Below are 23,035 nucleotides of genomic sequence, written 5' to 3'. Positions count from 1 at the left end.
ACCACCGTGGGAAGACGAAGGGCGGGACCGCATCAGCGGTCCCGCCCTTCGTCATCTCGCTCAGATCAGCTGCCGGCCATGCCCGCGAAGGGGTTCTCGTCGCTGATCTCGTCCTCGGCCGGGGCCTCGATCGAGACGTCCTCGCCCCACTTGGTCCAATCGATGGTCGAGGTGCCGGCACCGGGCACCTCGATCTCCATCCGGCGCGGGAGGTTGTCGACGCCGATGTACAGGACGTAATCCAGCGACTCGGGAGCACCGACGGTATCCATACCCTGCGCCTCCAGCATGGCGGCGGCGTCGAGCGTCATGGTGTACTTCTTGGTCTCGACACCGTCGATCTCGCCGCCGTCGCCGTCTTCCTCGAAGGAACTGATCGCGTCGTCCATCGCGTCGAACTGAGCGGCGGGATTGGACTGGTTGACGAGCTGGTTGTACTGAGCACCCAGCGGGTTGGACTCGTCGGTGAGGTCGATCTTGAAGAACTTGTCCCCGGTCATCTGGCCCATGTTCATGTACATGACCTGGTCGACCATCCGCATGTCCATCTTGGTGCCCTCCGGAGCGCCCGCCGCCTCCATGTCCATGGACATGGCCACCGCGGCGTCGGCCGGATCCTCCGCCGTGAGGGTGTCGCCCTCGACCGTGAGCGGCGTGCCCGCCACGTCCACCTCCATGGACAGGTGGGCGGTGCCGGCCTTCACGACTGCCTTGGACATCTCCTCGGCGAAGTTGTCCTGCGTCAGCTCGACGCCCTTGTCCTCGCCCACCTCCCCCGAGGAGCCGGAGCCGGAATCATCGGATCCACAGGCGGAGACGAACAACAGGGCCAGCGTCGCCAGCAGGGCGGTCAGGAGCTTCCTCATGAAAACGACCCTACCGGGACCGGGACCGCGTGTCCGTTCGGGGCTGAGGCGTGTGACGTCCACTACATGACCACGCCCCCGCCTCGAGACGAGGCGGGGGCGTTGCTGCGAGAGAGCGAGGAGCTCAGTCCTCGTTCGACGCGAAGTCGCGCAGGTGCGTCGGATCGACCGGGATGCCCGGACCGTTGCTGGTCGAGACCGTGACCTTCTTGAGGTAGCGGCCCTTGGAGCTGGACGGCTTGAGACGCATGATCTCGTCGATCGCGGCGCCGTAGTTCTCGGCGAGCTGCTCGGCGCCGAAGGACGCCTTGCCGATCACGAAGTGGAGATTGGCGTGACGGTCGACGCGGAAGTCGATCTTGCCGCCCTTGATGTCGCCGACGGCCTTGGCGACATCGGGGGTGACCGTGCCGGTCTTGGGGTTGGGCATGAGGTTGCGCGGGCCGAGGACGCGACCGAGGCGGCCGACCTTGCCCATCATGTCCGGGGTGGCGACGACCGCGTCGAAGTCCAGCCAGCCCTCGCTGACCTTCTCGACCATGTCATCGGAGCCCACGAAGTCGGCTCCGGCCTCACGGGCGGCGTCCGCATTGGCGCCGGTGGCGAAGACCAGGACCCTGGCGGTCTTGCCGGTGCCGTGCGGGAGGTTGACCGTGCCGCGGACCATCTGATCGGCCTTGCGGGGATCGACGCCCAGGCGGACCGAGACGTCCACCGTGGAGTCGTAGTTCTTGCTGCCCGCTTCCTTGGCGAGCGTGGTCGCCTGGAGCGGGGTGTAGAGGTTGTCGCGATCGATCTTGGCCGCGACGGCGCGGTACGCCTTGCTGTGCTGTGGCATGTCTGGTGTCTCTTTCTGACCAGGTGTGGTGCGGGTCCAGCCGACCCTTCCACGGTGTCGGGTGGTGTCAGTCGGTGGTGACGCCCATGGAGCGCGCGGTACCCGCGACGATCTTCATGGCGCCCTCGACGTCATTGGCGTTGAGGTCCGGGAGCTTGGTCTGGGCGATCTCGCGGATCTGATCCTGCGTGATCTTGCCGACCTTGTCACGGTGCGGAACGGCCGAGCCCTTGCTCAGGCCAGCGGCCTTCTTGATGAGCTCAGCGGCCGGCGGCGTCTTGGTGATGAAGTCGAAGGAACGATCCTCGTAGATCGTGATCTCGACGGGCACCACGTTGCCACGCATGGATTCCGTCGCGGCGTTGTACGCCTTGCAGAACTCCATGATGTTGACGCCGTGCGGGCCCAGGGCCGTACCGACCGGCGGGGCCGGGTTGGCCTGGCCGGCCTGCAGCTGCACCTTGACGACGGCAGCGACTTTCTTCTTGGGAGGCATTGCTGTGGGTCCTTACTAGGTATTTCCTACTGTGGTGATGAGGTCTCGATACGCCGTCCCACTCTACTGACAGAGTCCTCGCGGCTTCTCGACCTTTGACCGCTGGGCGATCAAACCTTCTGGATCTGAGCGAAGCTCAGCTCGACCGGTGTCTCGCGGCCGAAGATCTCGACGAGCGCCTTGACGCGCTGGGCGTCGAGGTTCATCTCGGTGATGGTCGCGTGCAGCGTCGCGAACGGACCGTCGACCACCATGACGGAGTCGCCGACCGCGAAATCGCTGAACTCGAGCTTGGGAGCCTTCGACTGCTGCGATTCCGAGGTGTCTTCGGCGGCCGCCTCCGCGGCGACCTCGGCCTCCACGGCGGGGGCGAGCATCTGCTCGACCTCGGCCAGGCTCAGGGGAACGGGCTGATGAGAGTTGCCCACGAAGCCCGTGACCGACGGGGTGTGGCGCACGACGCCCCACGACTCGTCGGTGAGATCCATGCGAACCAGCACGTAGCCGGGGAGCACGGTGCGCTTGACGAGCTTGCGCTGACCGTTCTTGATCTCGGCGACCTCCTCGGTCGGCACGACGATCTCGAAGATGTAGTCCTCGGCGTTGAGGGAGGTGATGCGGTTCTCCAGGTTCTGCTTGACCCGGTTCTCCATGCCCGAATAGGTGTGGATCACGTACCAGTCGCCGAACTGGCCGCGCAACCGCTCGCGGAACTCCTCCAGGGGGTCGGCCGCGGGCGCGTCCTCGGCGGTCACCTCGTCCGACGACTCCTCGGTGGTAGGAGTCGTGGTGGCCTCGTCGGCCTCCACCGTCTCGGCCTCGGCCTCCTCGGTGGTGTCGACAGGGGTGTTCTCGTCAGGAAGTTCCTGGGTCACAGTGAATCGAAGTCCTTAGCCGAAAATCCAGAAGTTCAGCTGACCGAAGGCGTAGTCCAGGCCAGCGATGATGGCCATCATGATGAGCACGAAGGTCAAGACCACGAAGAAGTAGTTGACGACCTGCGGGCGCGTGGGCCAGACGACCTTGCGCAGCTCAGCGACGACCTGGCGGTAGAAGGTCAGCGGCGACGTACGCTTGGCGCGGGTACCCGCCAGTTCGTGATGATCGCTCACGGTCGCTCCTTCATCGGTCGTTCGTCTGGTCCTTGCAGGGCACGAGGGACTTGAACCCCCAACCTTCGGTTTTGGAGACCGATGCTCTGCCAGTTGAGCTAGTGCCCTTGGTGTGTCGCGCGGCGGACGACCTGCGCGCAGGCAGGACGAACACCGTGTGATCCACAGGTTTGTGCCAGTGTACGGGGTCGTGCCCCACCGAGTCGAACCGGCTCGGCGCAGGGCATCGGGCAGCCGGCGAGGAACGTGCCAAGATTGTTCGTGATGCGGCCTCCGATCTCCGACCTTCCCAAGGCACACCTACACCTGCACTTCACCGGTTCGATGCGTCACGCCACGTTGCTCGAGCTGGCCGAGCGCGACGGCGTGCGGCTGCCCTCCGCGCTCGTCGAGGAGTGGCCTCCGCAACTGACGGCCGCCGACGAGAAGGGCTGGTTCCGCTTCCAGCGCCTCTACGACACAGCCCGGTCGGTGCTGCGCACCGAGGACGATGTCCGCCGCCTGGTACGGGAGGCTGCGGAGGACGATGCCGCCGACGGCTCGGTGTGGACCGAGATCCAGGTGGATCCGTCGGGCTATGCCGCTCGCTTCGGCGGGATCACGGACTTCACCGAGCTGGTGCTCGACGCGGTGCGCGACGCCTCCGATCTCACGGGCATCGGCATGAGCGTCGTGGTCGCCGCCAACCGGACCCGACACCCGCTCGATGCTCGGATCCTCGCCCGGCTGGCGGCCCAGTACGCCGGCCGCGGGGTCCACGGCTTCGGGCTCTCCAATGACGAGCGCCGTGGCGACACCGCGGCCTTCGGCCCGGCATTCGCGATCGCCGAACGGGCCGGACTCGATCTCGTGCCGCACGGCGGCGAGCTCCGCGGGCCGGCACACGTCCGCGAGTGCCTCACCCATCTGCACCCCGACCGGCTCGGCCACGGGATCCGCTCGGCGGAGGATCCCCGGCTGCTCGAGGAGCTCGCCGAGCGCGATGTGGCGCTAGAGGTGTGCCCGACCTCGAATGTCTCTCTGGGCGTCTATCAGACCCTCGACGAGATCCCGGTCCGCGATCTGATGGACGCCGGACTGCAGGTGGCGCTCGGAGCGGACGACCCGCTGCTGTTCGGCACACGTCTGGCCGGCCAGTACGCCGTGCTCCGGGCGGCCCAGGACTTCAGCGATGCCGAGCTGGCGGAGCTGGCACGGATGTCGCTGCGCTCCTCGCATGCTCCGGCGGACCTTCGCGAGGACGCCCTGGAGCGGATCGACGCGTGGCTCGCGGGCTCGGAGTCGCCGCCGGCACGTGACAAGATGGCCCCATGAGCGAGCGAGTCATCGACGAGGTGTCGGCATGAGCGACCAGAATCCGCCACAGGGCTGGGGTCAGGGCGAGCCGGATCCCTTCGAAGAGCCCGGCCGGTCCCGGCCGAGCGGCGACGCGCCCGGGCCCGTGGGCCCGCCTCCGCAGGGCTGGGGAGAAGCCGGCCCGCAGCAAGGCCAGCCCGGTCAGGGCCAGCCCGACTACCCGGGCTACGGACAGACTCACCAGGGCCAGCCGGGCAACCCGGGCTACGGACAGCCCCAGCAGCCCGGTTATGGGCAGTCCCAGCAGCCTGGCTATCAGCCCTACGGTCAGGGCGCCTCGCCCTACCCGCAGCCTTACCCCCAGCAGCCGTGGCCGCAGCAGCCCAAGCATCCGCAGGCCACCACCTCGCTGGTGCTGGGCATCGTCGGGCTCGTCGGCACCTTCATCTGCTTCCTGCCCGCTTTCCTGTCCCCCTTCGCCTGGTGGCTCGGCGGTAAGGCCGTCAAGGAGATCGACGCCGCACCGCAGCAGTACTCCGGACGCTCCGAGGCCAGCGCGGGCAGGATCCTCGGCATCATCGGCACCGTGCTGCTCGTGCTCGGAATCCTCGCCTTCGGCTTCTTCGTGGTCCTCGGTATCGCTGGAGCCTTCGACTCCTCCTACGATCCCTATGACGACATCAGCACCTACATCTCCGGAGGCCTTCGATGAGCTCGTACCCCACTGCCCCGCAGGGAAACGGCGGCTGGCGGCCTCCGGAGAAGCACCCGCAGTCGACCCTGGCCCTGGTGCTGGGCATCCTGGGCCTCGTGATCTGCAGCATCCTCGGGCCGTTCGCCTGGTACATCGGCGGCAAGGCGGTCAGCGAGATCGACGCCTCCGGCGGTCGCTATGAGGGGCGTTCGGAGGCGAACGCCGGCAAGATCCTCGGCATCATCGGCACCGTGCTGCTCGGACTGGGCGTGTTGATGATCGTCGCCGTCGTCTTCTTCGGCTTCCTGGGCGTGATGGCGAGCTCCAGCAGCTCGACCTACTGAGCGGCGTCGCCCGCGATCAGAGGGAGATCCCGACGAGCACCGGCTCGTTGGCGAGGCGTACTCCGAAACGCTGCTCGACGCCGTCGCGCACCTCGCGGGCCAGGTCGATCAGCTGACGGGTCGATCCTCCCCCTCGATGTGTGAGGGCGAGCGCGTGCTTGGACGACAGGCGGACGGGGCCGTCGCCGTAGCCCTTGGCGAACCCGGCGTGGTCGATCAGCCAGGCCGCGCTCGTCTTGATGCGCCCGTCAGCCTGCTCGAAACGAGGCGCTTCCCCGGGTAGCAGTAGGGCCTGATCGGGGGTGAGGAACGGGTTGGTGAAGAAGGACCCGGCGCTCCAGGTGTCGTGATCGCCGTCGTCCAGCACCATGCCCTTGCCCCGACGCAGCGCCAGCACGGCCTGGCGGATGTCAGCCGCCGGGGCCCGCTCGCCGAGCTCGACGCCGAGCGTGCGCGCCAGTTCGGCGTAGCGGACCGGAGCGCCGAGGTTCCCGAGCCGGAACTGGAAGGTCACCTCCAGCACCACATAGCGCTGCGGCTGCTCCTTGAAGCGGCTCGTCCGGTAGCCGAAGCCGCAGTCCGCGTGGGCGATCGTGCGGATCGCGCGCTCGTAGCGGTCGTAGACCCGGACGGACACGATGGTGTCGGCGACCTCCTGACCGTAGGCGCCGACATTCTGGATCGGCGTCGCTCCGACCGAGCCCGGGATCCCCGACAGGGCCTCGACACCCACCCATTCCTCCACCACAGCGCGGGCGACGAGGTCGTCCCAGCTCTCCCCCGCGGCGACCGTGACCATCGCACCGCTGCAGGCATCGGACTCGACACGGACACCCCGGGTACGCACGAGCACGACGGTGCCGTCGAATCCGTCGTCGGCCACCACGAGATTGCTGCCGCCTCCGACGAGGAGCAGCGGATCGGCGGCCTCGTCGGCCACGGCGACGGCCTCCCGGAGGGTCCGCTCGTCCGCCGCCTCGATCACTGTGCGCGCCGGGCCTCCCAGCCGCAGCGTCGTCACCTCAGCAAGCTCCACCCGCGCGACGCTAGCAGGGCCGCCGATGCACACGTCCAGACCCCCTGGCCCAGATTTGGCCAGTTGTGGCCCGTTTCGTCACGGTGGAACGGGCCACAACTGGCCAAATCTGGGCCGAGGACCGCGGCTCCGTCACCGAGTGGAAACGCCGACGACCCCCGGCCGAGGGCCGGGGGTCGTCGAGGAAAGCCGATGTCAGCGCGTCTCGCGGTGATCGCGGTGCGTGCCGCAGCGCGGGCAGAACTTCTTCATCTCGAGACGATCGGGATCGTTTCGACGGTTCTTCTTCGTGATGTAGTTGCGTTCCTTGCACTCGGTGCACGCCAAGGTGATCTTGGGACGAACGTCGGAGCTCTTGCTGGCCACGGTGTGCCTCTTCTTGGATCGGGGTGCTTGCTGCGGATATGAAGTTCAGTGGTAGCGGGGGCGGGACTCGAACCCGCGACACCACGATTATGAGCCGTGTGCTCTAACCACCTGAGCTACCCCGCCACGGGGACGGAAATCCGCCACCGTTCGACACGGTCGCCCGTGCCTTGGAGCCCCTTTACGGAATCGAACCGTAGACCTTTTCCTTACCATGGAAACGCTCTGCCGACTGAGCTAAAGGGGCGGGCCGAGGATTAACACTACAGGATGCCCCCACGCCACCCAAACCGGGGTCCCCTCGGGGTTGACGGGTGGCCGAAAAGCCTCGAATCACAGGGCTGCGCGGGCCATCCTCGAGGGCCAGGCGGGCCCCTCGTAGGCGAAGGCCGTGTAGGCCTGGACAAGGTCGGCGCCGGCGGCGATCCGAGCGCGAACGTCGTCCGGGGTGCTCACCCCGCCGACGGCGATGAGCGCGAGCCGATCGCCGACCCGAGCGCGCAGCCGCGTGAGCATCTCGGTCGCCCGGTCGGCCAGGATCGGCCCGGACAGGCCCCCTGCGCCGATCCGGTCGATCTCGGCGCGCGAGGTCCGCAGACTCTGCGGGCGCGCCACCGTCGTGTTGGCGGCGGTGATGCCGTCCAATTCCAGCTCCAGGGCGAGGTCGGCGACCGCATCGACATCGTCGTCGGCAAGATCCGGGGCGATCTTGACCACGAGGGGCACTCCTCCGCCGATCCGATCGGCGATCTCGTGGACCGCCGTCAGGATCGGCCGCAAGGCGTCCACAGACTGCAGGTCGCGCAGGCCCGGCGTGTTGGGCGACGACACGTTCACGACCAGATAGTCCGCGAACGGGGCGAGGAGCCTCGCGCTCTCCGCGTAGTCGTCGACCGCGCGCTCGGCCGGGACGACCTTGGTCTTGCCGATGTTGACGCCGATCACCGCTCGGCGCCCGGCCTGCGTGCCGCGCAGACGATGAAGGCGCGACGCCACCTCCGCGGCGCCGTCGTTGTTGAAACCCATCCGGTTGACGATCGCGCGATCGTCGACCAGCCGGAAGAGCCGCGGCCGCTCGTTGCCCGGCTGCGGCCGCGCGGTCACCGTGCCGATCTCCACGTGCCCGAACCCGAGATTGAGCAATGGCACAACACCGCGCGCATCCTTGTCGAATCCGGCAGCGAGACCGAAACGATGCGGGAAGCGCACCCCCATCACCTCGACCGGACGCTCCGGCACCCGGAAGGCGAGCGGCGTGAGGGGGCGGGCGGCACGGATCGCTCGGAAGGCGCGGTGGTGCGCGTTCTCGGGATCCATGCGGCGGAAGACCGTGTCGAAGAAGGCGCCGTAGACCACGGGGCCAGCGTAGGGCCCGCCGCGCGGCGTCACCGACGCGGCTCGGTCACACTGGGGAGGTGATCGACGCCTGGACCTGGCCCGCTTACATCGCGATACTCCTCGGACTCTCCGCCTTCGTCGTGCTCTTCGTGCCGATTCTCGTCATCGAGTCGCGCCGTTGGGGACAGATCCGTCTCGCCCGCCTCATCGGCGCCGCGCTGATCGCCGTCTACGGGGTCGCGCTGATCGCCTATACGCTGCTGCCGTTTCCCGATGCCGACTGGTGTGCCACCAACCCCGCCCCCGGACGCAATCTCACGCCCTTCGCCTTCGTCAACGACATCCGCACGCAGACGGCCGGCGAGTCGTGGCGGGCGACTCTGACCAGCTTCGCCTTCCTGCAGGTCGCGTTCAACGTGCTGCTGTTCGTGCCGTGGGGTGCGTTCCTGCGCAGGTTCTACGGCCGCGGTCTCCTACTCTCCACGGCATCCGGACTCGCGGTCTCAGCGCTCATCGAGAGCATCCAGGGAACGGGAGCGTTCGGCGCCTTCGGCTGCGCCTACCGGGTGGCGGACATCGACGATGTCATCACCAACACCGGCGGCGCGCTCGTCGGTGCTCTCGTCGCTCCCCTCGTGCTGTTCTGGCTCCCCGACCCTCGGCGGGCCGGTGCGAGCCGAGGCCTGCCCCGTCCCGTCACTCGACGACGCCGTCTCGCGGGCATGCTGATCGACCTCGGCCTCTTCACCTTGGTGCCCATCGCGCTCACCGTCGCCCACCGGGCAGTGGTGGTCTATCTGCTGGGCGAGCCGATCCCAGGGGACGACGGCTGGACGGGACCGTTCCTGTGGACCGCGCTCTGGCTGGCACTTGGGATCTATCTGCCGTCGGCCATCGGTTCCGGTGCCTCGCTCGGCCAGCGGGCCGTCTGGCTCGAGCCGACCTGGCAGGGCCGACGTCACCGATGCGGCCGGATGCTGGTGGGCTTCGGCACCTACGCGACCCTCTCCGCGCTCGCGATGGCGCCACCCTTCGTCGGGTCCGCTCGAGGAGACGTGCTCAATGCCGCATCGCTGCTGGTGGCCGTGGTGTGGCTCGGCTGGATGCTCTTCGACCGCACGGCTCGTGGTGCCTCGTTCCGGCTCACCGGCGCCACCGTGGCCGACGCCCGGGGCTCCGCTCCGGTGACGTCCAGCACGTGAAACGACTGCCGTCGCGGGTCGTTCGAGGAGTACGGTGCGGCACATGACCGAGCCCACCTTGCCCCTCGTCGACGCCGCCTGGCTGGCCGAGCACCTCGACGATCCCCGCCTTCGCGTCGTCGATGCCACCGTGCACCTCTCCTTCGATGAGAACGGCGCTCACATCGCTTCCGCGGAGGAGACCTACCGAGCCGAGCACATCCCCGGTGCCGTCTTCATCGACCAGGACGCCGAGCTCAGCCGCGACGACACCCCCATCCGCTTCACCCCCGTGGACTCCGATCGCTTCGCCGAGGCCCTCGGCGCCGCGGGGATCGGCGATGACGACACCGTCGTGGTGTACGACCACGCCAACGGGATCTGGGCGACTCGCCTCTGGTGGCACCTGGGATACGAGGGCTTCGACCGGGTGAAGGTGCTCGACGGAGGCCTCGCAGCGTGGAAGGCCGCCGGGCAGCCGACCGGGTCCGAGGAGGTCCAGCCGACTCCGGCCACCTTCACCGCGCGCCGGCGCCCAGAACGCATCGCCTCGACTGCCGACGTCGAGGCGGCCATCGACGACGACGGCGTGCTGCTGGTCAACGCGCTCGCTCCCGAAGACTTCGCCCGCGGGCACATCCCCGGCAGCGTCAACGTGCCCTTCCCGAGCCTCGTCCGTGAGAACGGCACCTTGAAGGATGCGGGCGCGCTGCGCGAGATCTTCGCGGCAGCGGGCGCCCTCGATCCCGCCGTGCGCCCCGTGACCTACTGCGGTGGAGGCATCGCGGCGACCGCGGCGGCCTTCGCGCTGCTCGCTGCCGGGCGCGACGATGTCGCGATCTACGACGGCTCGATGACCGAGTGGACCGCGGACCCGTCCCGCCCCCTCGAAGCCTCCTGACCTCCCCACCAGGGCGGTGAGTAGGCGTCCAGTTCTCGGGTCGGGCGGTGAGAAGGCGTCCATCCGTCGATCAGAACGGACGCCTCCTCACCGCTCCGCTAGCCTGGATCTCCATGAGCGAGGTGACCGCGCCCCTGCACGAGACCGTCCTTCCGCACCACGGCGACCTCGTCTGGTACGTCAGCTACGGGTCGAATCTCGCGGCCGAACGGCTGCGGCTCTACCTCGAGGGCGGCACGCCGCCCGGCGGCGCCCGGCGCAATCCCGGTGCCCGCGACCCTCGCCCGCCGCTCGCCTCGGCCGGCGTCGAACTGCCCGGCGCGCTGTACTTCGCCGGAGAATCGCCACAGTGGGGAGGCGGAGTCGCCTTCTACGACCATCTCACCCCAGGGCCGACGGCGGCGCGCGCCTACCTGGTGACCGCCGCCCAGTTCGTGGACATCGCGGCCCAGGAGATGCACCGGGTACCACGCGAAGGAGACCCTCTCGAGCGCGTGATCGTCGACGGGCTCGGCGGCCAGGGGGCACGGCATGAGGTCGGCCCGGGCCACTACGAGACGCTCATCGAGGTCGGACGACGCGACGGCCTGCCGATGCTGACCTTCACCGCACCCCACGGACGCGACGCCGTAGGGCACGCCGCCCCGTCGCCGGCGTATCTGGCGATGCTCGCCAATGGGCTCGGGGAGTCCCACGGATGGGACGAGGACCGCACCGCCGCCTACTTCTCACAGGTGCTGCCGAGCGTCTGACCGGGAGGCACCCGTCATCCCAATTCGGCAGCACGCCCGAGTCGGTCGAGAGCCGTCGTCGCTCCCACCCAGGCCATGACCTCCGTATCGTGCCGACAACGCTCCACCATGGCACGCAGACGCTTCTTGTCCTTCCTGCTCAGCTCCGTCTCCCGGAAGTCTCGGGCAGAGATGAGCGATGCCAGGATGACGAAATCCGTGCTGTGACGGACACTCGCACGATTCGACGCGATCTCGGTGCGCGCAGCGGCCTTTCCTACCAACGCCGCCACCAAGTTCGGTCGCAACACCGTCCCCTCGCGGTCACCGACGACTACGGCGACAGGCTCGGTACGTGTGAGCGCCTGTGTGGTGCCGGGCGCTGAGACCGTCGGCGCGCCTCCGACGCCCACCCGCTGACGCGCACGCTCTCCAACCCCTTCGGGGATGAGAACGTCGATCTGCGCGAGGTCACGACGCCACCGATGCTGGACGCCGTCGCCGGACATCTCAGGCTCGAACCCCAGGTCGGCAAGGGCCCCTGTGAACGTCTCGAGCATGTCTGTCGAAGCGCGGATATCCACGACCGTGTCGACATCGTCGGTCGGCCGCATGGGGGACACTCCACGCTCAGCGCAGTGCAGGTGAACCAACTGTCCGCCGATGAGTGCCCATCCGTGATCGATCTGGTCGTACAGCTCCATCAAGGCATGCCAGGACTGGGCCTGCGCGGCGCCCATCGCCGGCATCTCCACGGAGTCGGCCATCAGAGCCCCCTCGCAACCACGGCGGAACGGAGTTCCTCAAGCGATCTGACGACCTGTTCTCGTTCCCGGATACCCCCGTGCTCGGCGAGATCAGCGGCCCGGATGAGCAACGACTCCGCGACGTCTTCGGCGACCAGGTCTTCGACCTGACTGTCCACCACGTGCAGGATGACGTTCGCTTCATTCTGGCCGGCAGGCGAGAGCAGATAGCCGTCCGCGAGAGCATCGACGTCACGATCCATCACATATCCCTCGACGACCTCGCCCCCTGAGATCGTCGATTCAGGAAGCGAGATCCCCGACAGACGAAGCCGATCGTCAGCGCGCAGATCGGGTAGATCACGAACCGAGGCGACGAACAGCGCACGCCGCGCACGGTTGCCACACGCCACCGCGAGAGCCGCCGCCGCGTCGTTGAGGTTCGTGGCGAACGCCAGCTCGACGAGGTCGCGCACACGAGAACGAGCACGCGAGCGCTCAGGCGCGCTCAACCGGGCCAGCACCCTCGAGTCGTTTGAAGCGGCTGCCGCCATACCCCAGGCCGACCGGGCCGATAGCGGTCGTCCCGGTCTCCTGCGATACCCGAGTGGAGCAAGATCAGCCTCTTCGATCGACCACTGATGCCCAATACGCCGGGCGGGCAGCGACCCGTCACGTATGCGCTGGTGAATACGCTGCGGACGGACGCCGAGGGCTTCGGCAGCTTCCGATACGCTCACTCGACCCACGGCGATCACATCCTCATATGCCTTTACTCAATTAACGCAATGGTATAGAGGTTTAAAGATTTTCGTCAACGGATTGAGAGCCGGAGCAGGGCCGAGATCGACGAGGGGCCTCCGACCCGTAAGTCGGAGGCCCCTCGTCGTTCCGTGGCAGGTAGAGGATTCGAACCTCTGAAGGCAATGCCGGCTGATTTACAGTCAGCTCCCTTTGGCCGCTCGGGCAACCTGCCGGGTGTCACCCGAGGGCGACAGTCAGCAACACTACCGCAGACCTCTAGGGTGGTGAGCACCAGCCCCGACCGGACAGGAAGCGAGATCACCCATGGCCGATTCGTCCTTCGACATCGTCAGCAAGGTCGACCGCCAGGAGGCCGACAACGCCCTCAATCAGGCCGCGAAGGAGATCGCGACGCGCTACGACTTCAAGGGAACCGGCGCCGCGATCGAGTGGAAGGGTGAGTTCGGCATCGAGATCACCGCCAACGCCGACGAGCGTGCCCTGGCCATCCTCGACGTCTTCAAGGAGAAGCTCGTCAAGCGCGGCATCTCGCTGAAGGCCCTCGACACCGACGAGCCGCGCCAGTCCGGCAAAGACGTCAAGCTCAACGGCTCCTTCGGTCAGGGCATCAGCACGGAGCAGGCCAAGAAGCTCAGCAAGCTCATCCGCGACGAAGGTCCCAAGGGTGTCAAGGCGCAGATCCAGGGCGACGAGCTGCGCGTGACCGGCAAGAAGCGCGACGATCTGCAGGCCGTCATCGCGCTCATCAAGGGCGCCGACCTCGACTTCGCGGTGCAGTTCACCAACTACCGCTGACCTCGTCGCCCGATCGTGTGCGCGCCGCAGGCGGTGAGCTATCCCGCAGTTCACCGCCTCGGGTGCGTGACAGCTCACCGCCCGGGCGGGTGGGCTCAGATGCGGCGGAAGAGGCTGACGGCGAAATCCGCGCCCTCGACGAAGGGATCGAGATCCCAGGTCGCGAAGCGCTGCACCAGCTCCAGACGGGCCACGCGCGCATCGCCGTCGAGCTCGTCCAGCGCATAGTCGCGATCGAGCCGGAACCCGACCAGCAGCTTCCCACCCTCCACCAGATGAGCGGCGATCCGGGCGAGCACGCGGCTCTCCGTGCCCGGAGCGACGAAGACCAGCACATTGCCCGCGCACACCGCGGCATCGAATCGCTCCTCGCCGAGGTCGAGTTCAGCGAGATCGGCTACGCGGTACACGGGGCCGGGATGGTCGAGCTCGGCCGCCTCGATCAGCACCGGGTCGACATCCACACCCGTGACACGGTGACCGCGGCGATGCAGCTCACCCGCGATCCGTCCCGGTCCGCACCCGGCATCGAGGACCCGCGAGCCGGGCTTGACGACGGCATCGACGAGGCGAGCTTCGCCCGTCAGATCAGCGCCTTCGGCCGCAAGCGTGCGGAACCGCTCGACGTACCACTGTGAATGGGTCTCAGAGGTCTCGCTGAACCATCGCGGGGTCGACATGCCACCAGTGTCCCTCAGTCCCCCTGCGGCGCTTTCCTCCGCTCAGCACAATGGACATGGTGCGTCAACGATCCGGTGAAGGAGGACCATGAGCGAACCGCTCGACGATCGCAGTGGCGACGTCCTCGACGGTCGTTACCGGCTCGTGTCCCTCGTCGGCCGCGGCGGCATGGCCGACGTGTATCGCGCCGAGGATCAACTGCTCAAGCGGATCGTCGCGGTCAAGATCATGCGCTGGGGCACCGGCCTCGACGACGCGGAGGCCTTGCGCCGGCACGAGCTGGAGGCCCGCATCGGCGCCGGCGTCTCCGCGCCGGGCCTCGTCAGCATCTACGACGTGCGCCCCGACGGCGACCAGCCCTACCTGGTCATGGAGTTCGTCGACGGCAAGACCCTCACGACGGCCCTCGCCGACGGTCCACTGCCATCGCGGGTCGTGGCCGAGATCGGCGCGCAGATCGCCGAAGCGCTCGCCGTCCTTCACGACGCGCATGTCATCCACCGCGACATCAAGCCCTCGAATGTCATGCTCCTGGCCGGTGACCAGCCGCGAGTGAAGCTCACGGACTTCGGGGTCTCGCGCTATCTGGAGGGGACACGGCTCACCTCGCCGGACATCCTCGTCGGCACGGCGAAGTACCTCAGCCCGGAGCAGGCCGTCCTGGAGCCCGTGGGACCCCGCGCCGATGTCTACGCGCTGGCGCTGGTGCTACTCGAAGCGCTGACCGGTGAGAATCCGTTCCCCGGCTCCCAGGTGGAGACGCTCTCCGCTCGGCTCCACCGCCAGCCCGAGGTGCCCGCAGAGCTCGGACGCGACTGGGGACTCGTACTCGACGCCATGACCCGTCGCGACCCCGAGCAACGGCTCGACGCGGCTCAGGCCAGCACCGCCCTCAGCACCCTCGCCTCGGGCGGCGACGTCGCCGGGGTCATCGCCGCTGCCGGACTCGGCGACGCGACCGCGGTGCACGCCCCCGTCGACGACGGCACGATGGTGGCCGGGACCGCCGTCGACGCCACGTCCATCGGTGCGACCGCCGTGGCAGCGCCAGTCGCCATCGCCGACGAGTCGAAAGACGCCTCTCAGAAGGGCCAGCCCGCGGCATGGCGGCGCTGGCTCCCCTGGGCCGTGGTGGCGCTCGTCATCGCGCTCGCGATCGGAGCGGTCTGGTGGGCGCTCGCACAGGAAGGGGAAGAGGCGCCCGCCGAGCCGACACCCACGGTGACCGTGACGACCCCGCCCGCGTCGACTCCCACACCCACACCGCCCACCACTCCGGCGCCCGATCCGACCACGGCACCGCCCCCGGCTCCCGAACCCACGCCCGAACCCACGCCCACCGAGGAACCGACGCCCGAACCCACGCCGACCACCGAGCCCACCCCGACTCCCACACCGACGCCGACCGAGGAGCCGACCACTCCCCCCGACGACCAGAACGGTGCGGCTCCCGACCCGGAGGAATGACGGGTCCGGGTCCGGTACGCGTGCTCGTGGGCGTAGATTGCGCTCGTGACCCAGCAGACGCGCAGCGGACTCGTCTTCGGGGTCCTCGCCTATCTCGGCTGGGGCCTGTTCCCGCTGTACTGGCCGCTGCTCGAGCCGGCCTCGCCGTTCGAGGTACTCGCCCACCGGGTGGTCTGGTCGCTGGTGTTCTGCGCCGGCCTGCTCACCTTGACGCGCAGGTGGCACTCGTTCGCCACCTTGGTCCGTGACCGCTCTCAGCTGATCTGGCTGGCCCTGGCCTCGATGGTCATCGCCGTCAACTGGGGGTCGTTCATCTGGGGCGTCAACAACGGCTACGTACTCGAAGTGTCCCTCGGCTACTTCATCAACCCGCTGATCACCGTGCTGTTCGCGGTCTTCTTCCTCAAGGAGTCATTGCGACGCCAGCAGTGGATCGCGGTCGGCGTGGGTGCGGTGGCGGTGGGGATCCTCACCGTCGATCTGGGCCGACCGCCGTGGATCGCCCTGCTCGTCTCGGCATCCTTCGCGGTATACGGCCTGATCAAGAAGCGCACCTCGCTCGGCGCGGTGGAGGCCTTGACGGTCGAGACCACCGTGCTGTTCCCGTTCGCCCTCGGTTTCCTGGTGCTGCTGCAGACCCGAGGAGATCTCGCATTCGGGCACCACGGCGCCGGGAACACCACGCTGCTCGTGCTCACCGGGGTCGTCACTGCGATCCCCCTGTTGCTGTTCGCCGCCGCGGCCAGCCGACTCAATCTGTCGACGGTGGGGCTGCTGCAGTACCTCGTGCCCATCTTGCATTTCACCCTGGGCCTGACGGTGTTCGGCGAGCAGATGGGGTCGGCCCGCTGGATCGGCTTCGTGCTGATCTGGATCGCTCTCGCGATCTTCACCCTCGACGCCTGGCGTTCCCATCGCCGCAGCCTCCGACGTGCCGCCGACGGTACTCCGGTGCTCTGAGGCCGCGCAGCTCCCGCGAGCGGTGGGAAGGGAGGCGCAGGAAGTTGGACTGGCGGAGCCGGGACGAGGACGAGCTCGCGGAGCCGCACGGGTGAGGGTCAGCCGACGCGGGTGACGACGGTATCGCAGAGCTCGCTCAGCGCATCGCGGGCCGGGCCCGCGGGTAGCTTCTCCAGCAGCGCACGGGAGGCGTCCGCCTCGGCGTGGACATAGGCGCGCGCCTCGGCCATCGCCGGATGCGCACGCAGCTCATCGAGGGTGCCCTCGACGAGGGCATCGTCCTCGATCGGGGCCGAGAGACGAGCCCGCAGCTCGGCATCGGCCTCATCGCTCGAGGCGAGCACCAACAAGGTCGGGAGCGTCGGCACGCCCTCGCGCAGGTCGGTACCGGGCGTCTTGCCCGAGTCGCCGCTCTCGCTCGCGATGTCGATGATGTCGTCGGCGAGTTGGAACGCGACGCCGATACGCTCGCCGAACTCCAGCAGCGTCCGCTGGACCTCCTCGCTCGCGCCCGCCATCTTGGACCCGAGCAGGGCACAGGCCGCGATGAGGGAACCGGTCTTGTCCGCCACGACATCGAGGTAGTGCCGCAGCGGGTCCTCGCCCTCGCCGGGACCCAGCGTCTCGCGGATCTGCCCCCGCACGAGACGTGAGAAGGTCTCGGCCTGGATGCGCACAGCCTCGGTGCCGAGACCCGCCACGATCTGCGATGCCTCCGCGAAGAGGTAGTCGCCGACCAGGATGGCGATCGAGTTGTCCCAGCGCGCATTGGCGCTCGGCGCACCGCGTCGCACCGGCGCCTCATCCATCACGTCGTCGTGATACAGCGTCGCCAGGTGTGTCAGCTCCATCACCACGGCGGCCTCGACCGCCTCGTCCCCGCGAGGCTCGCCGAACTCGGCGCACAGCAACGTCAGCAACGGCCGGAAGCGCTTGCCACCGGCGTTGAGCAGGTGGGCCGCCGCCTCCGCGACGAAGGGCTCGGGACTGTCGACGGAGCGCGCGAGCAGGGCCTCGACTCGGTCGACGCCGCTGCGGATCCGGGAGGTCAGGCCCGGATCCTCGAACGACACTCCTACGATCACGCGATTCTCCTCAGCAGCACAGCTAGCGCACGAACGCGCCGGCGTGCTGCACGATGTCGAGCAGCGGACCCGGAAGCACCCCGAGCACCACGGTGGCGATCGCCGCCAGCGCAATGACCACGGTAGTCAATACCCCCGGAGCGGCGACGGTCGGCCCATCTCCCACCGGCTCGGTGAAGAACATCAGGACGATGACCCGGACGTAGAAGTACGCCGCGAGCGCGCTCGCGAGCACGCCGATGACCACGAGCGGCCAGGTGCCCCCGGCCCAGGCCGCGGCGAACACGCCCCACTTGCCGATGAAACCGGCCGTCAGCGGAATGCCCGCGAAGGACAGCATGAACAGCGCGAAGGTTCCCGCCAGCCAGGGCGAGCGCTGACCGAGGCCGGCCCACTTGGCCAGGTGGGTGGTCTCCCCCGCCGAATCGCGGACCACGGACACCACGGCGAAGGCGCCGATCGTCGCCACCCCGTAGACGACCAGGTAGAACAGCACACTCGACACCGAGGTGAGCGCGGCGTCGTCGGCGATCCCCACATAGGCCGCCGAGAAGCCCACCAGCAGGAAGCCCGCGTGGGCGATGGACGAGTAGGCCAGCATCCGCTTGACATCGGTCTGGGCGATCGCGACCACCGAGCCGAACACCATCGTGATGACGGCCACGACCCAGAAGGTGGGCCGCCAGTCCCACGAGGCTCCACCGAAGGCGACGAAGAAGACGCGCATGAGGGCGATGAAGGCCGCGGCCTTGGTGGCGGCCGCCATGAAGCCGGTCACCGGGGTCGGGGCGCCCTGGTAGACATCGGGGGTCCAGGCGTGGAACGGCACGGCGCCGATCTTGAACAGCAAGCCGACGGCGATCATCGCCATGGCCACCAGCAGCAGCCCGCCGGAGTCGGCACGGGCGGAGACGGCCTCATCGATGATGGTCAGGTTCAGGCTGCCCGAGTAGCCGTAGGCGAGGGCGGCGCCGTAGAGGAAGAACACCGACGAGAAGGCACCGAGCAGGAAGTACTTCATCGCGGCTTCCTGGCTGATCAGCCTGCGCCGCCGCGAAAGGGCGCACAACACATAGAGCGGCAGGGAGAGGACCTCGAGGGCGACGAACATCGTGATGAGGTCGTTGGCGGTGGCGAACAGCATCATGCCCGACAAGGCGAACAGCATGAGCGGGAAGACCTCGGTGTGCTCCAGCCGGTGCTGCACCGCCTGGGTCTCCTCGTCCGATCCGGGGATGTCCGCCGCGCGACCAGTGAAGGGGCTCATGCCCGCCTCGAAGCGACGCTCGGCGAACAGTCCCAGGCTCAGCAGTGCGAAGACCAGCAGCATGATCCACGTGACCACGCCTGGACCGTCGACGGTGACCGCGCCCTCGGCCTCGACCGCGCCGCGCGCGACATGGCTCGCCTCCTCCGGCGTGCCGAGGTCACCGTAGACCAGGATGCTCACGACCAGCGCGGCGACGAGGCCGACCGCCGTGGCGATCGCCTGGACCACGAAGCGGTAGCGGCGCCCGAGCGCGGCCTCCAGGATCAGGCCGAGGATCGCGAAGCCGGCGACGACGAAGAGCGGCGACAGCACCCAGTAGTCGAGCTGTGCGGCGGGGATCATTCGTGGTCTCCTTCAGTCGCGGAGGCGTCGGCCGGATGCGGCGGCACCGGATCCTCGGCCCCCACCTGGGCGATCACCGGCTCCACCGACGGGTTGATGACCGACAGCAGCGGCCCGGGCACGAAGCCCAGCGCGATGATCAGCACCACCGCCGGCGCGAGCGCCGTGACCTCCCGGCCGTCGAGCTCGCGGATGCCGTCGAGACCCGGCCGCAGCGGACCGGTCATGGTGCGCTTGTACATCAGCAGGATGTAGACGGCCGCGAGGATGATGCCGAAGGCGGCGACGACCGCGAGCGGGATCGAGACAGTGAACGTGCCCGCGAGCACCATGAACTCCGAGATGAACGGGGCGAGGCCCGGCAACGAGAGGCTCGACAGGCCGCCGATCAGCAGGATGCCGGCCAGCACCGGGGCGATCTTCTGCACTCCGCCGAAGTCCGCGATGCTCGCCGACCCGCGGCGTGCGATGAGCATGCCGGTGACCAGGAACAGCACGGCGGTCGACAAGCCGTGGTTGAACATGTAGAGCGTCGCGCCGGAGGTCGAGAGCGTCGTGAAGGCGAAGATGCCCAACACGATGAATCCGAAGTGCGACACCGAGGTGAAGGCGATCAGGCGGCGGATATCGTCCTGGCCGATCGCCAGGAGGGCGCCGTAGAGGATGCTGATGACCGCCAGCACCATCACGACCGGGCTGGCCCACTGCGAGGCACCGGGGAAGATCTCCAGACACCACCGGATCATCGCGAAGGTGCCGATCTTGTCGACGATGCTGACCATCAGCACTGCCGTCGAGGGCGTCGACGAGGCCGCGGCGTCCGGCAGCCAGGTGTGCAGCGGCCACATCGGCGCCTTGACCGCGAAGGCGATGAAGAAGCCCATGAAGAGCAGCTTCTCGGTGCCCGCCGAGATGTCGAGGCCGATCAGATCGCTGTGCAGGAAGCTCGACTCCCCCGCCTGGGTCGTCAGCGCGTAGAGGCCGACGATCGAGGCCAGCATCAGCAGACCGCCGACGAGGTTGTAGATGAGGAACTTGACCGCCGCGTAGGACCGTCCGACGCCGCCGTGGGCGCCGATCAGGAAGTACAGCGGGACCAGCGTCGCCTCGAACAAGAGATAGAAGAGGAAGACATCGGTCGCGGCGAAGACACCGATCGCCAGGCCCTCGAGCGCGAGCATCCACGCGAAGTAGGTGTGCGTCCGCGAAGGATTGGGCAGCCGGTCCCCCCAGGCCGCCAGGATGACGATCGGGCTGAGGATCGTGGTCAACATGACCAGCGTGAGGCCGATGCCGTTCAACCCCAGCGCGTAGTGGGCGCCGATCGCCGGGATCCACTCGCGCTGCTCGACGAACTGGTAGCCGCCCTCCGCGGGGTCGAACTGCGCCGCGACGACGATCGCCAGCACGAGGGTCACGAGCGAGACGGCGAGCGCCAGCACCTTCACCAGGCGCGGGTTGCCCGAAGCGCCCGGCCAGCAGGCGACGAGCAGCGCGCCGATGATCGGCGCGACAGCCAGGACAGTCAGCATCATGCGAGGGTCACCGCCAAGAGTCCGAGGACGACGAGCAGCGCGCCGCCGAAGATTCCGAGAGCATAGGAGCGGACGTAGCCGGTCTGCGTGCGCCGCAGCTGCTGCGACGCCTCGCCGATCCGATCGGCCGTGCCGGTGACCGTGCCGTCGATGCCCCGAGCATCGAGCCAGACGAGGAACCGGGTGAGGTAGCGCATCGGCAGCACGACCAGCGCTCCGTTGACCTCATTGGTGTAGATCTCGTGCCGCCCCGCGCGGGTGACGATCGAGACATCCGAGTCAGCGGCGGCCCGATCCGGGATGTCCCGGCGATAGAGCCACACCCCGGCCGCGACGCCGAGGGCCACGAGCGCCATCACACCGAGCTGGACGACGATGACCGGCACCGGCAGATGCGGATGCTCCGCATGCCCGGCGATCGGCTCGAGCCAGTCCGTGATCCAGCCACCCAGGTACAGCACACCGCCCAGCACCGAGGCGGCCGCGAGCACGATGAGCGGGATGGTCATGACGCTCGGCGACTCGTGCGGGTGCACCTCGTCGCGCCAGCGCTTCTCGCCGAAGAAGGTCATCATCATCAGGCGGGTCATGTAGAAGGCCGTGACACCGGCCCCGATCATCGCGCCGAGGCCGATCCACACGTTGTAGCCGAGGGCCGCCTCGATGATCTTGTCCTTGCTGAAGAAGCCGGACATGCCCGGGAATCCGATGATCGCCAGGTAGCCGAGGCCGAAGGTCACGAAGGTGATCGGCATGGCGCGGCGCAGGGCGCCGTAGTGGCGCATGTCGACGTCGTCGTCCATCGCGTGCATGACCGAGCCGGCGCCGAGGAACATATTGGCCTTGAAGAAACCGTGCGTCAGCAGGTGGAAGATCGCGAAAGCGTAGCCGGCCGGGCCGAGGCCGGCGGCCAGCATCATGTAGCCGATCTGGCTCATCGTCGAGCCGGCGAGGACCTTCTTGATGTCGTCCTTGGCGCAGCCGATCCAGGCGCCGACGAGCAGCGTCACCAGGCCCACGATCACCACGACGGTCCGGGCGATCTCCGAGGCATCGTAGATACCGGCCGAGCGCACCACCAGGTAGACGCCGGCGGTCACCATGGTCGCGGCGTGGATGAGGGCCGACACCGGGGTGGGGCCCTCCATCGCGTCCAGCAGCCAGGCCTGCAGCGGCACCTGAGCGGACTTGCCGCAGGCACCGACGAGCAGCAGCAGCCCCAGCGCCGTGGCGGTGGATCCCGAGGCGGAGTCGATCGCGCCGTTCACGGCAGCGATCGAGGTAGTGCCGAAGGTGGCGAACATCGTCATCAGCGCGATGACCATGCCGAGGTCGCCGACGCGGTTCATGATGAACGCCTTGTTGGCAGCCGCGGCCGCGGTTTCCTTGTGCTGCCAGAAGCCAATCAGCAGGTAGGAGGCGAGACCGACGCCCTCCCAGCCGAGGAACAGCACCAGGTAGTCGGCCGCGAGCACGAGCGTGAGCATCGCGGCGATGAAGAGATTGAGGTAGGCGAAGAACCGGCGACGACGCTCGTCGTGAGCCATGTACCCGATCGAGTACAGGTGGATGAGCGTGCCGACACCGGTGATGAGCAGCACGAAGAGGCTCGACAGCTGGTCGAAGGTGAAGGCGAACTCCACGTGGAAGCGGCCCGCCTCGAACCAGGTGCCGAGCGACGTGGTGACCGAGCGATCGTCGGCGCCGCGGCCGATCAGCTCGATGAACATGATGAGGCCGAGCACGAAGGCGGCGGCCGAGGCCGCCGTCGCGATCAGGTGACCGAAGCGATCCGACCCCTTGCCCCACACCAGGAGCAGAGCCGCGCCCGCCAGGGGGATCGCGATGAGCAGCCAGAACAACTCGAGCATCTACTCTCCCCTTACGCCTTCAGCAGATTCGCCTCGTCGACCGAGGTCGAGCGACGCGTGCGGTAGATGGACACGATGATGGCCAGGCCGATGACGACCTCGGCGGCGGCCACGACCATCACGAAGAAGGCCGCGGTCTGGCCGTCGAGATTGCCGTGCTGGCGCGCGAAGCTGACGAAGGCGAGGTTGGTGGCGTTGAGCATGAGCTCGACGCACATGAACACGACGATCGCGTTGCGGCGCACGAGCACGCCGACGGCACCGATCGTGAACAGCAGGAACGACAGGGTGATGTACTCCGTCATCGGTCGGCGCCCTC

25 protein-coding genes and 4 tRNA genes are annotated in these 23,035 nt (G+C 68.1%); 9 read left to right on the top strand and 20 right to left on the bottom strand.

What is annotated here, in order from left to right:
- Window positions 1-65: 65 nt before the first annotated feature.
- The 6 genes from JL108_RS15520 to JL108_RS15495 form a co-directional block, all read right to left on the bottom strand.
- The gene (locus JL108_RS15520; protein WP_205199092.1) at window positions 66-866 is read right to left on the bottom strand and encodes a hypothetical protein; all 801 of its coding nucleotides are present in this window, start codon (window positions 864-866) and stop codon (window positions 66-68) included.
- Window positions 867-990: 124 nt separating this feature from the next.
- The gene (rplA, locus tag JL108_RS15515) at window positions 991-1,704 is read right to left on the bottom strand and encodes a 50S ribosomal protein L1 (protein ID WP_205199091.1); all 714 of its coding nucleotides are present in this window, start codon (window positions 1,702-1,704) and stop codon (window positions 991-993) included.
- A 67-nt stretch (window positions 1,705-1,771) separates the two neighbouring features.
- Entirely contained in the window at window positions 1,772-2,200 is a 429-nt protein-coding gene (gene rplK, locus JL108_RS15510) for a 50S ribosomal protein L11 (protein ID WP_143913012.1), read from the bottom strand.
- A gap of 110 nt (window positions 2,201-2,310) precedes the next feature.
- Window positions 2,311-3,075 (bottom strand): transcription termination/antitermination protein NusG, encoded by a 765-nt coding sequence (gene nusG, locus JL108_RS15505; RefSeq protein ID WP_205199090.1) that lies wholly within the window; start codon window positions 3,073-3,075, stop codon window positions 2,311-2,313.
- Window positions 3,076-3,090: 15 nt separating this feature from the next.
- The gene (gene secE, locus JL108_RS20025; protein ID WP_143913014.1) at window positions 3,091-3,312 is read right to left on the bottom strand and encodes a preprotein translocase subunit SecE; all 222 of its coding nucleotides are present in this window, start codon (window positions 3,310-3,312) and stop codon (window positions 3,091-3,093) included.
- A gap of 35 nt (window positions 3,313-3,347) precedes the next feature.
- Window positions 3,348-3,420 (bottom strand) — tRNA-Trp (locus JL108_RS15495).
- A gap of 156 nt (window positions 3,421-3,576) precedes the next feature.
- Between JL108_RS15495 and JL108_RS15490 the strand changes: the two genes are divergently transcribed.
- From JL108_RS15490 to JL108_RS15480, 3 genes are read left to right on the top strand one after another with little or no spacing between them, the layout of a single operon-like run.
- Window positions 3,577-4,626 carry an adenosine deaminase gene (locus JL108_RS15490; RefSeq protein WP_205199089.1) on the top strand — a complete coding sequence of 350 codons (1,050 nt, stop codon included), beginning with the start codon at window positions 3,577-3,579 and terminating at the stop codon, window positions 4,624-4,626.
- Window positions 4,627-4,654: 28 nt separating this feature from the next.
- Window positions 4,655-5,320 (top strand): DUF4190 domain-containing protein, encoded by a 666-nt coding sequence (locus tag JL108_RS15485; protein WP_205199088.1) that lies wholly within the window; start codon window positions 4,655-4,657, stop codon window positions 5,318-5,320.
- Window positions 5,317-5,646 (top strand): DUF4190 domain-containing protein, encoded by a 330-nt coding sequence (locus tag JL108_RS15480; protein ID WP_205199087.1) that lies wholly within the window; start codon window positions 5,317-5,319, stop codon window positions 5,644-5,646. The genes JL108_RS15485 and JL108_RS15480 overlap by 4 nt, the downstream gene beginning before the upstream one ends.
- A gap of 16 nt (window positions 5,647-5,662) precedes the next feature.
- Here JL108_RS15480 and JL108_RS15475 read toward each other — a convergent pair whose 3' ends face one another.
- The 5 genes from JL108_RS15475 to JL108_RS15455 form a co-directional block, all read right to left on the bottom strand.
- Complete coding sequence (locus tag JL108_RS15475) at window positions 5,663-6,682, bottom strand: UDP-N-acetylmuramate dehydrogenase (protein WP_205199086.1); 1,020 nt, start codon at window positions 6,680-6,682, stop codon at window positions 5,663-5,665.
- 195 nt (window positions 6,683-6,877) lie between these two features.
- Complete coding sequence (gene rpmG, locus JL108_RS15470) at window positions 6,878-7,048, bottom strand: 50S ribosomal protein L33 (protein WP_087625371.1); 171 nt, start codon at window positions 7,046-7,048, stop codon at window positions 6,878-6,880.
- Window positions 7,049-7,097: 49 nt separating this feature from the next.
- Window positions 7,098-7,174: transfer RNA gene (locus tag JL108_RS15465), tRNA-Met, on the bottom strand.
- 45 nt (window positions 7,175-7,219) lie between these two features.
- Window positions 7,220-7,295 (bottom strand) — tRNA-Thr (locus JL108_RS15460).
- A gap of 86 nt (window positions 7,296-7,381) precedes the next feature.
- Complete coding sequence (locus tag JL108_RS15455; protein WP_205199085.1) at window positions 7,382-8,404, bottom strand: quinone-dependent dihydroorotate dehydrogenase; 1,023 nt, start codon at window positions 8,402-8,404, stop codon at window positions 7,382-7,384.
- Between the two features lie 59 nt (window positions 8,405-8,463).
- Here JL108_RS15455 and JL108_RS15450 point away from each other — a divergent pair, with 59 nt between their 5' ends.
- The 3 genes from JL108_RS15450 (at window position 8,464) to JL108_RS15440 (ending at window position 11,220) form a co-directional block, all read left to right on the top strand.
- A complete protein-coding gene (locus JL108_RS15450) occupies window positions 8,464-9,588 on the top strand; it encodes a VanZ family protein (protein WP_205199084.1) in 1,125 nt (374 codons plus the stop codon).
- A 43-nt stretch (window positions 9,589-9,631) separates the two neighbouring features.
- Window positions 9,632-10,468, top strand: a complete 837-nt coding sequence (locus JL108_RS15445; protein ID WP_205199083.1) for a sulfurtransferase — start codon at window positions 9,632-9,634, stop codon at window positions 10,466-10,468.
- A gap of 113 nt (window positions 10,469-10,581) precedes the next feature.
- The gene (locus JL108_RS15440; protein WP_205199082.1) at window positions 10,582-11,220 is read left to right on the top strand and encodes a histone deacetylase; all 639 of its coding nucleotides are present in this window, start codon (window positions 10,582-10,584) and stop codon (window positions 11,218-11,220) included.
- A 14-nt stretch (window positions 11,221-11,234) separates the two neighbouring features.
- Here JL108_RS15440 and JL108_RS15435 read toward each other — a convergent pair whose 3' ends face one another.
- The 3 genes from JL108_RS15435 to JL108_RS15425 all read right to left on the bottom strand — a co-directional run bounded on the left by JL108_RS15435 (window position 11,235) and on the right by JL108_RS15425 (window position 12,921).
- A complete protein-coding gene (locus JL108_RS15435) occupies window positions 11,235-11,966 on the bottom strand; it encodes a hypothetical protein (protein ID WP_205199081.1) in 732 nt (243 codons plus the stop codon).
- Window positions 11,966-12,703: a helix-turn-helix domain-containing protein gene (locus tag JL108_RS15430; RefSeq protein ID WP_205199080.1), complete on the bottom strand. Its 738-nt coding sequence runs from the start codon at window positions 12,701-12,703 to the stop codon at window positions 11,966-11,968. The genes JL108_RS15435 and JL108_RS15430 overlap by 1 nt, the downstream gene beginning before the upstream one ends.
- Before the next feature lie 136 nt (window positions 12,704-12,839).
- A tRNA-Tyr gene (locus tag JL108_RS15425) sits at window positions 12,840-12,921 on the bottom strand.
- 92 nt (window positions 12,922-13,013) lie between these two features.
- Between JL108_RS15425 and JL108_RS15420 the strand changes: the two genes are divergently transcribed.
- Window positions 13,014-13,505: a YajQ family cyclic di-GMP-binding protein gene (locus tag JL108_RS15420; RefSeq protein ID WP_143913023.1), complete on the top strand. Its 492-nt coding sequence runs from the start codon at window positions 13,014-13,016 to the stop codon at window positions 13,503-13,505.
- A 95-nt stretch (window positions 13,506-13,600) separates the two neighbouring features.
- Here the strand turns inward: JL108_RS15420 and JL108_RS15415 are convergent, their stop codons facing one another.
- Window positions 13,601-14,185 carry a bifunctional 2-polyprenyl-6-hydroxyphenol methylase/3-demethylubiquinol 3-O-methyltransferase UbiG gene (locus JL108_RS15415; RefSeq protein ID WP_205199079.1) on the bottom strand — a complete coding sequence of 195 codons (585 nt, stop codon included), beginning with the start codon at window positions 14,183-14,185 and terminating at the stop codon, window positions 13,601-13,603.
- 88 nt (window positions 14,186-14,273) lie between these two features.
- Between JL108_RS15415 and JL108_RS15410 the strand changes: the two genes are divergently transcribed.
- Window positions 14,274-15,653 (top strand): serine/threonine-protein kinase, encoded by a 1,380-nt coding sequence (locus JL108_RS15410; protein ID WP_205199078.1) that lies wholly within the window; start codon window positions 14,274-14,276, stop codon window positions 15,651-15,653.
- 45 nt (window positions 15,654-15,698) lie between these two features.
- Window positions 15,699-16,613 (top strand): EamA family transporter RarD, encoded by a 915-nt coding sequence (gene rarD / locus JL108_RS15405; RefSeq protein WP_246065121.1) that lies wholly within the window; start codon window positions 15,699-15,701, stop codon window positions 16,611-16,613.
- Between the two features lie 98 nt (window positions 16,614-16,711).
- Here rarD and JL108_RS15400 read toward each other — a convergent pair whose 3' ends face one another.
- Genes JL108_RS15400 through nuoK form a run of 5 tightly spaced genes read right to left on the bottom strand, consistent with a single transcriptional unit; the run spans window position 16,712 to window position 23,021 of the window.
- Window positions 16,712-17,695 carry a polyprenyl synthetase family protein gene (locus JL108_RS15400; RefSeq protein WP_374190854.1) on the bottom strand — a complete coding sequence of 328 codons (984 nt, stop codon included), beginning with the start codon at window positions 17,693-17,695 and terminating at the stop codon, window positions 16,712-16,714.
- Between the two features lie 25 nt (window positions 17,696-17,720).
- Window positions 17,721-19,310 (bottom strand): NADH-quinone oxidoreductase subunit NuoN, encoded by a 1,590-nt coding sequence (gene nuoN / locus JL108_RS15395; protein WP_143913028.1) that lies wholly within the window; start codon window positions 19,308-19,310, stop codon window positions 17,721-17,723.
- Window positions 19,307-20,845: an NADH-quinone oxidoreductase subunit M gene (locus tag JL108_RS15390; RefSeq protein ID WP_205199076.1), complete on the bottom strand. Its 1,539-nt coding sequence runs from the start codon at window positions 20,843-20,845 to the stop codon at window positions 19,307-19,309. The genes nuoN and JL108_RS15390 overlap by 4 nt, the downstream gene beginning before the upstream one ends.
- Window positions 20,842-22,716, bottom strand: coding sequence for an NADH-quinone oxidoreductase subunit L (nuoL, locus tag JL108_RS15385; RefSeq protein WP_205199075.1), 1,875 nt, complete (start codon window positions 22,714-22,716; stop codon window positions 20,842-20,844). The genes JL108_RS15390 and nuoL overlap by 4 nt, the downstream gene beginning before the upstream one ends.
- An 11-nt stretch (window positions 22,717-22,727) precedes the next feature.
- Complete coding sequence (nuoK, locus tag JL108_RS15380) at window positions 22,728-23,021, bottom strand: NADH-quinone oxidoreductase subunit NuoK (RefSeq protein WP_087623278.1); 294 nt, start codon at window positions 23,019-23,021, stop codon at window positions 22,728-22,730.
- Window positions 23,022-23,035: the final 14 nt, after the last annotated feature.

Origin of the sequence: Aeromicrobium sp. YIM 150415 (genome assembly GCF_016918125.1) — a bacterium.
In the GTDB taxonomy this organism is placed as follows: domain Bacteria; phylum Actinomycetota; class Actinomycetes; order Propionibacteriales; family Nocardioidaceae; genus Aeromicrobium; species Aeromicrobium piscarium.
The sequence above is the reverse complement of the archived record's forward strand: the minus strand, read 5'-3'. Positions and strand labels throughout refer to the sequence as shown.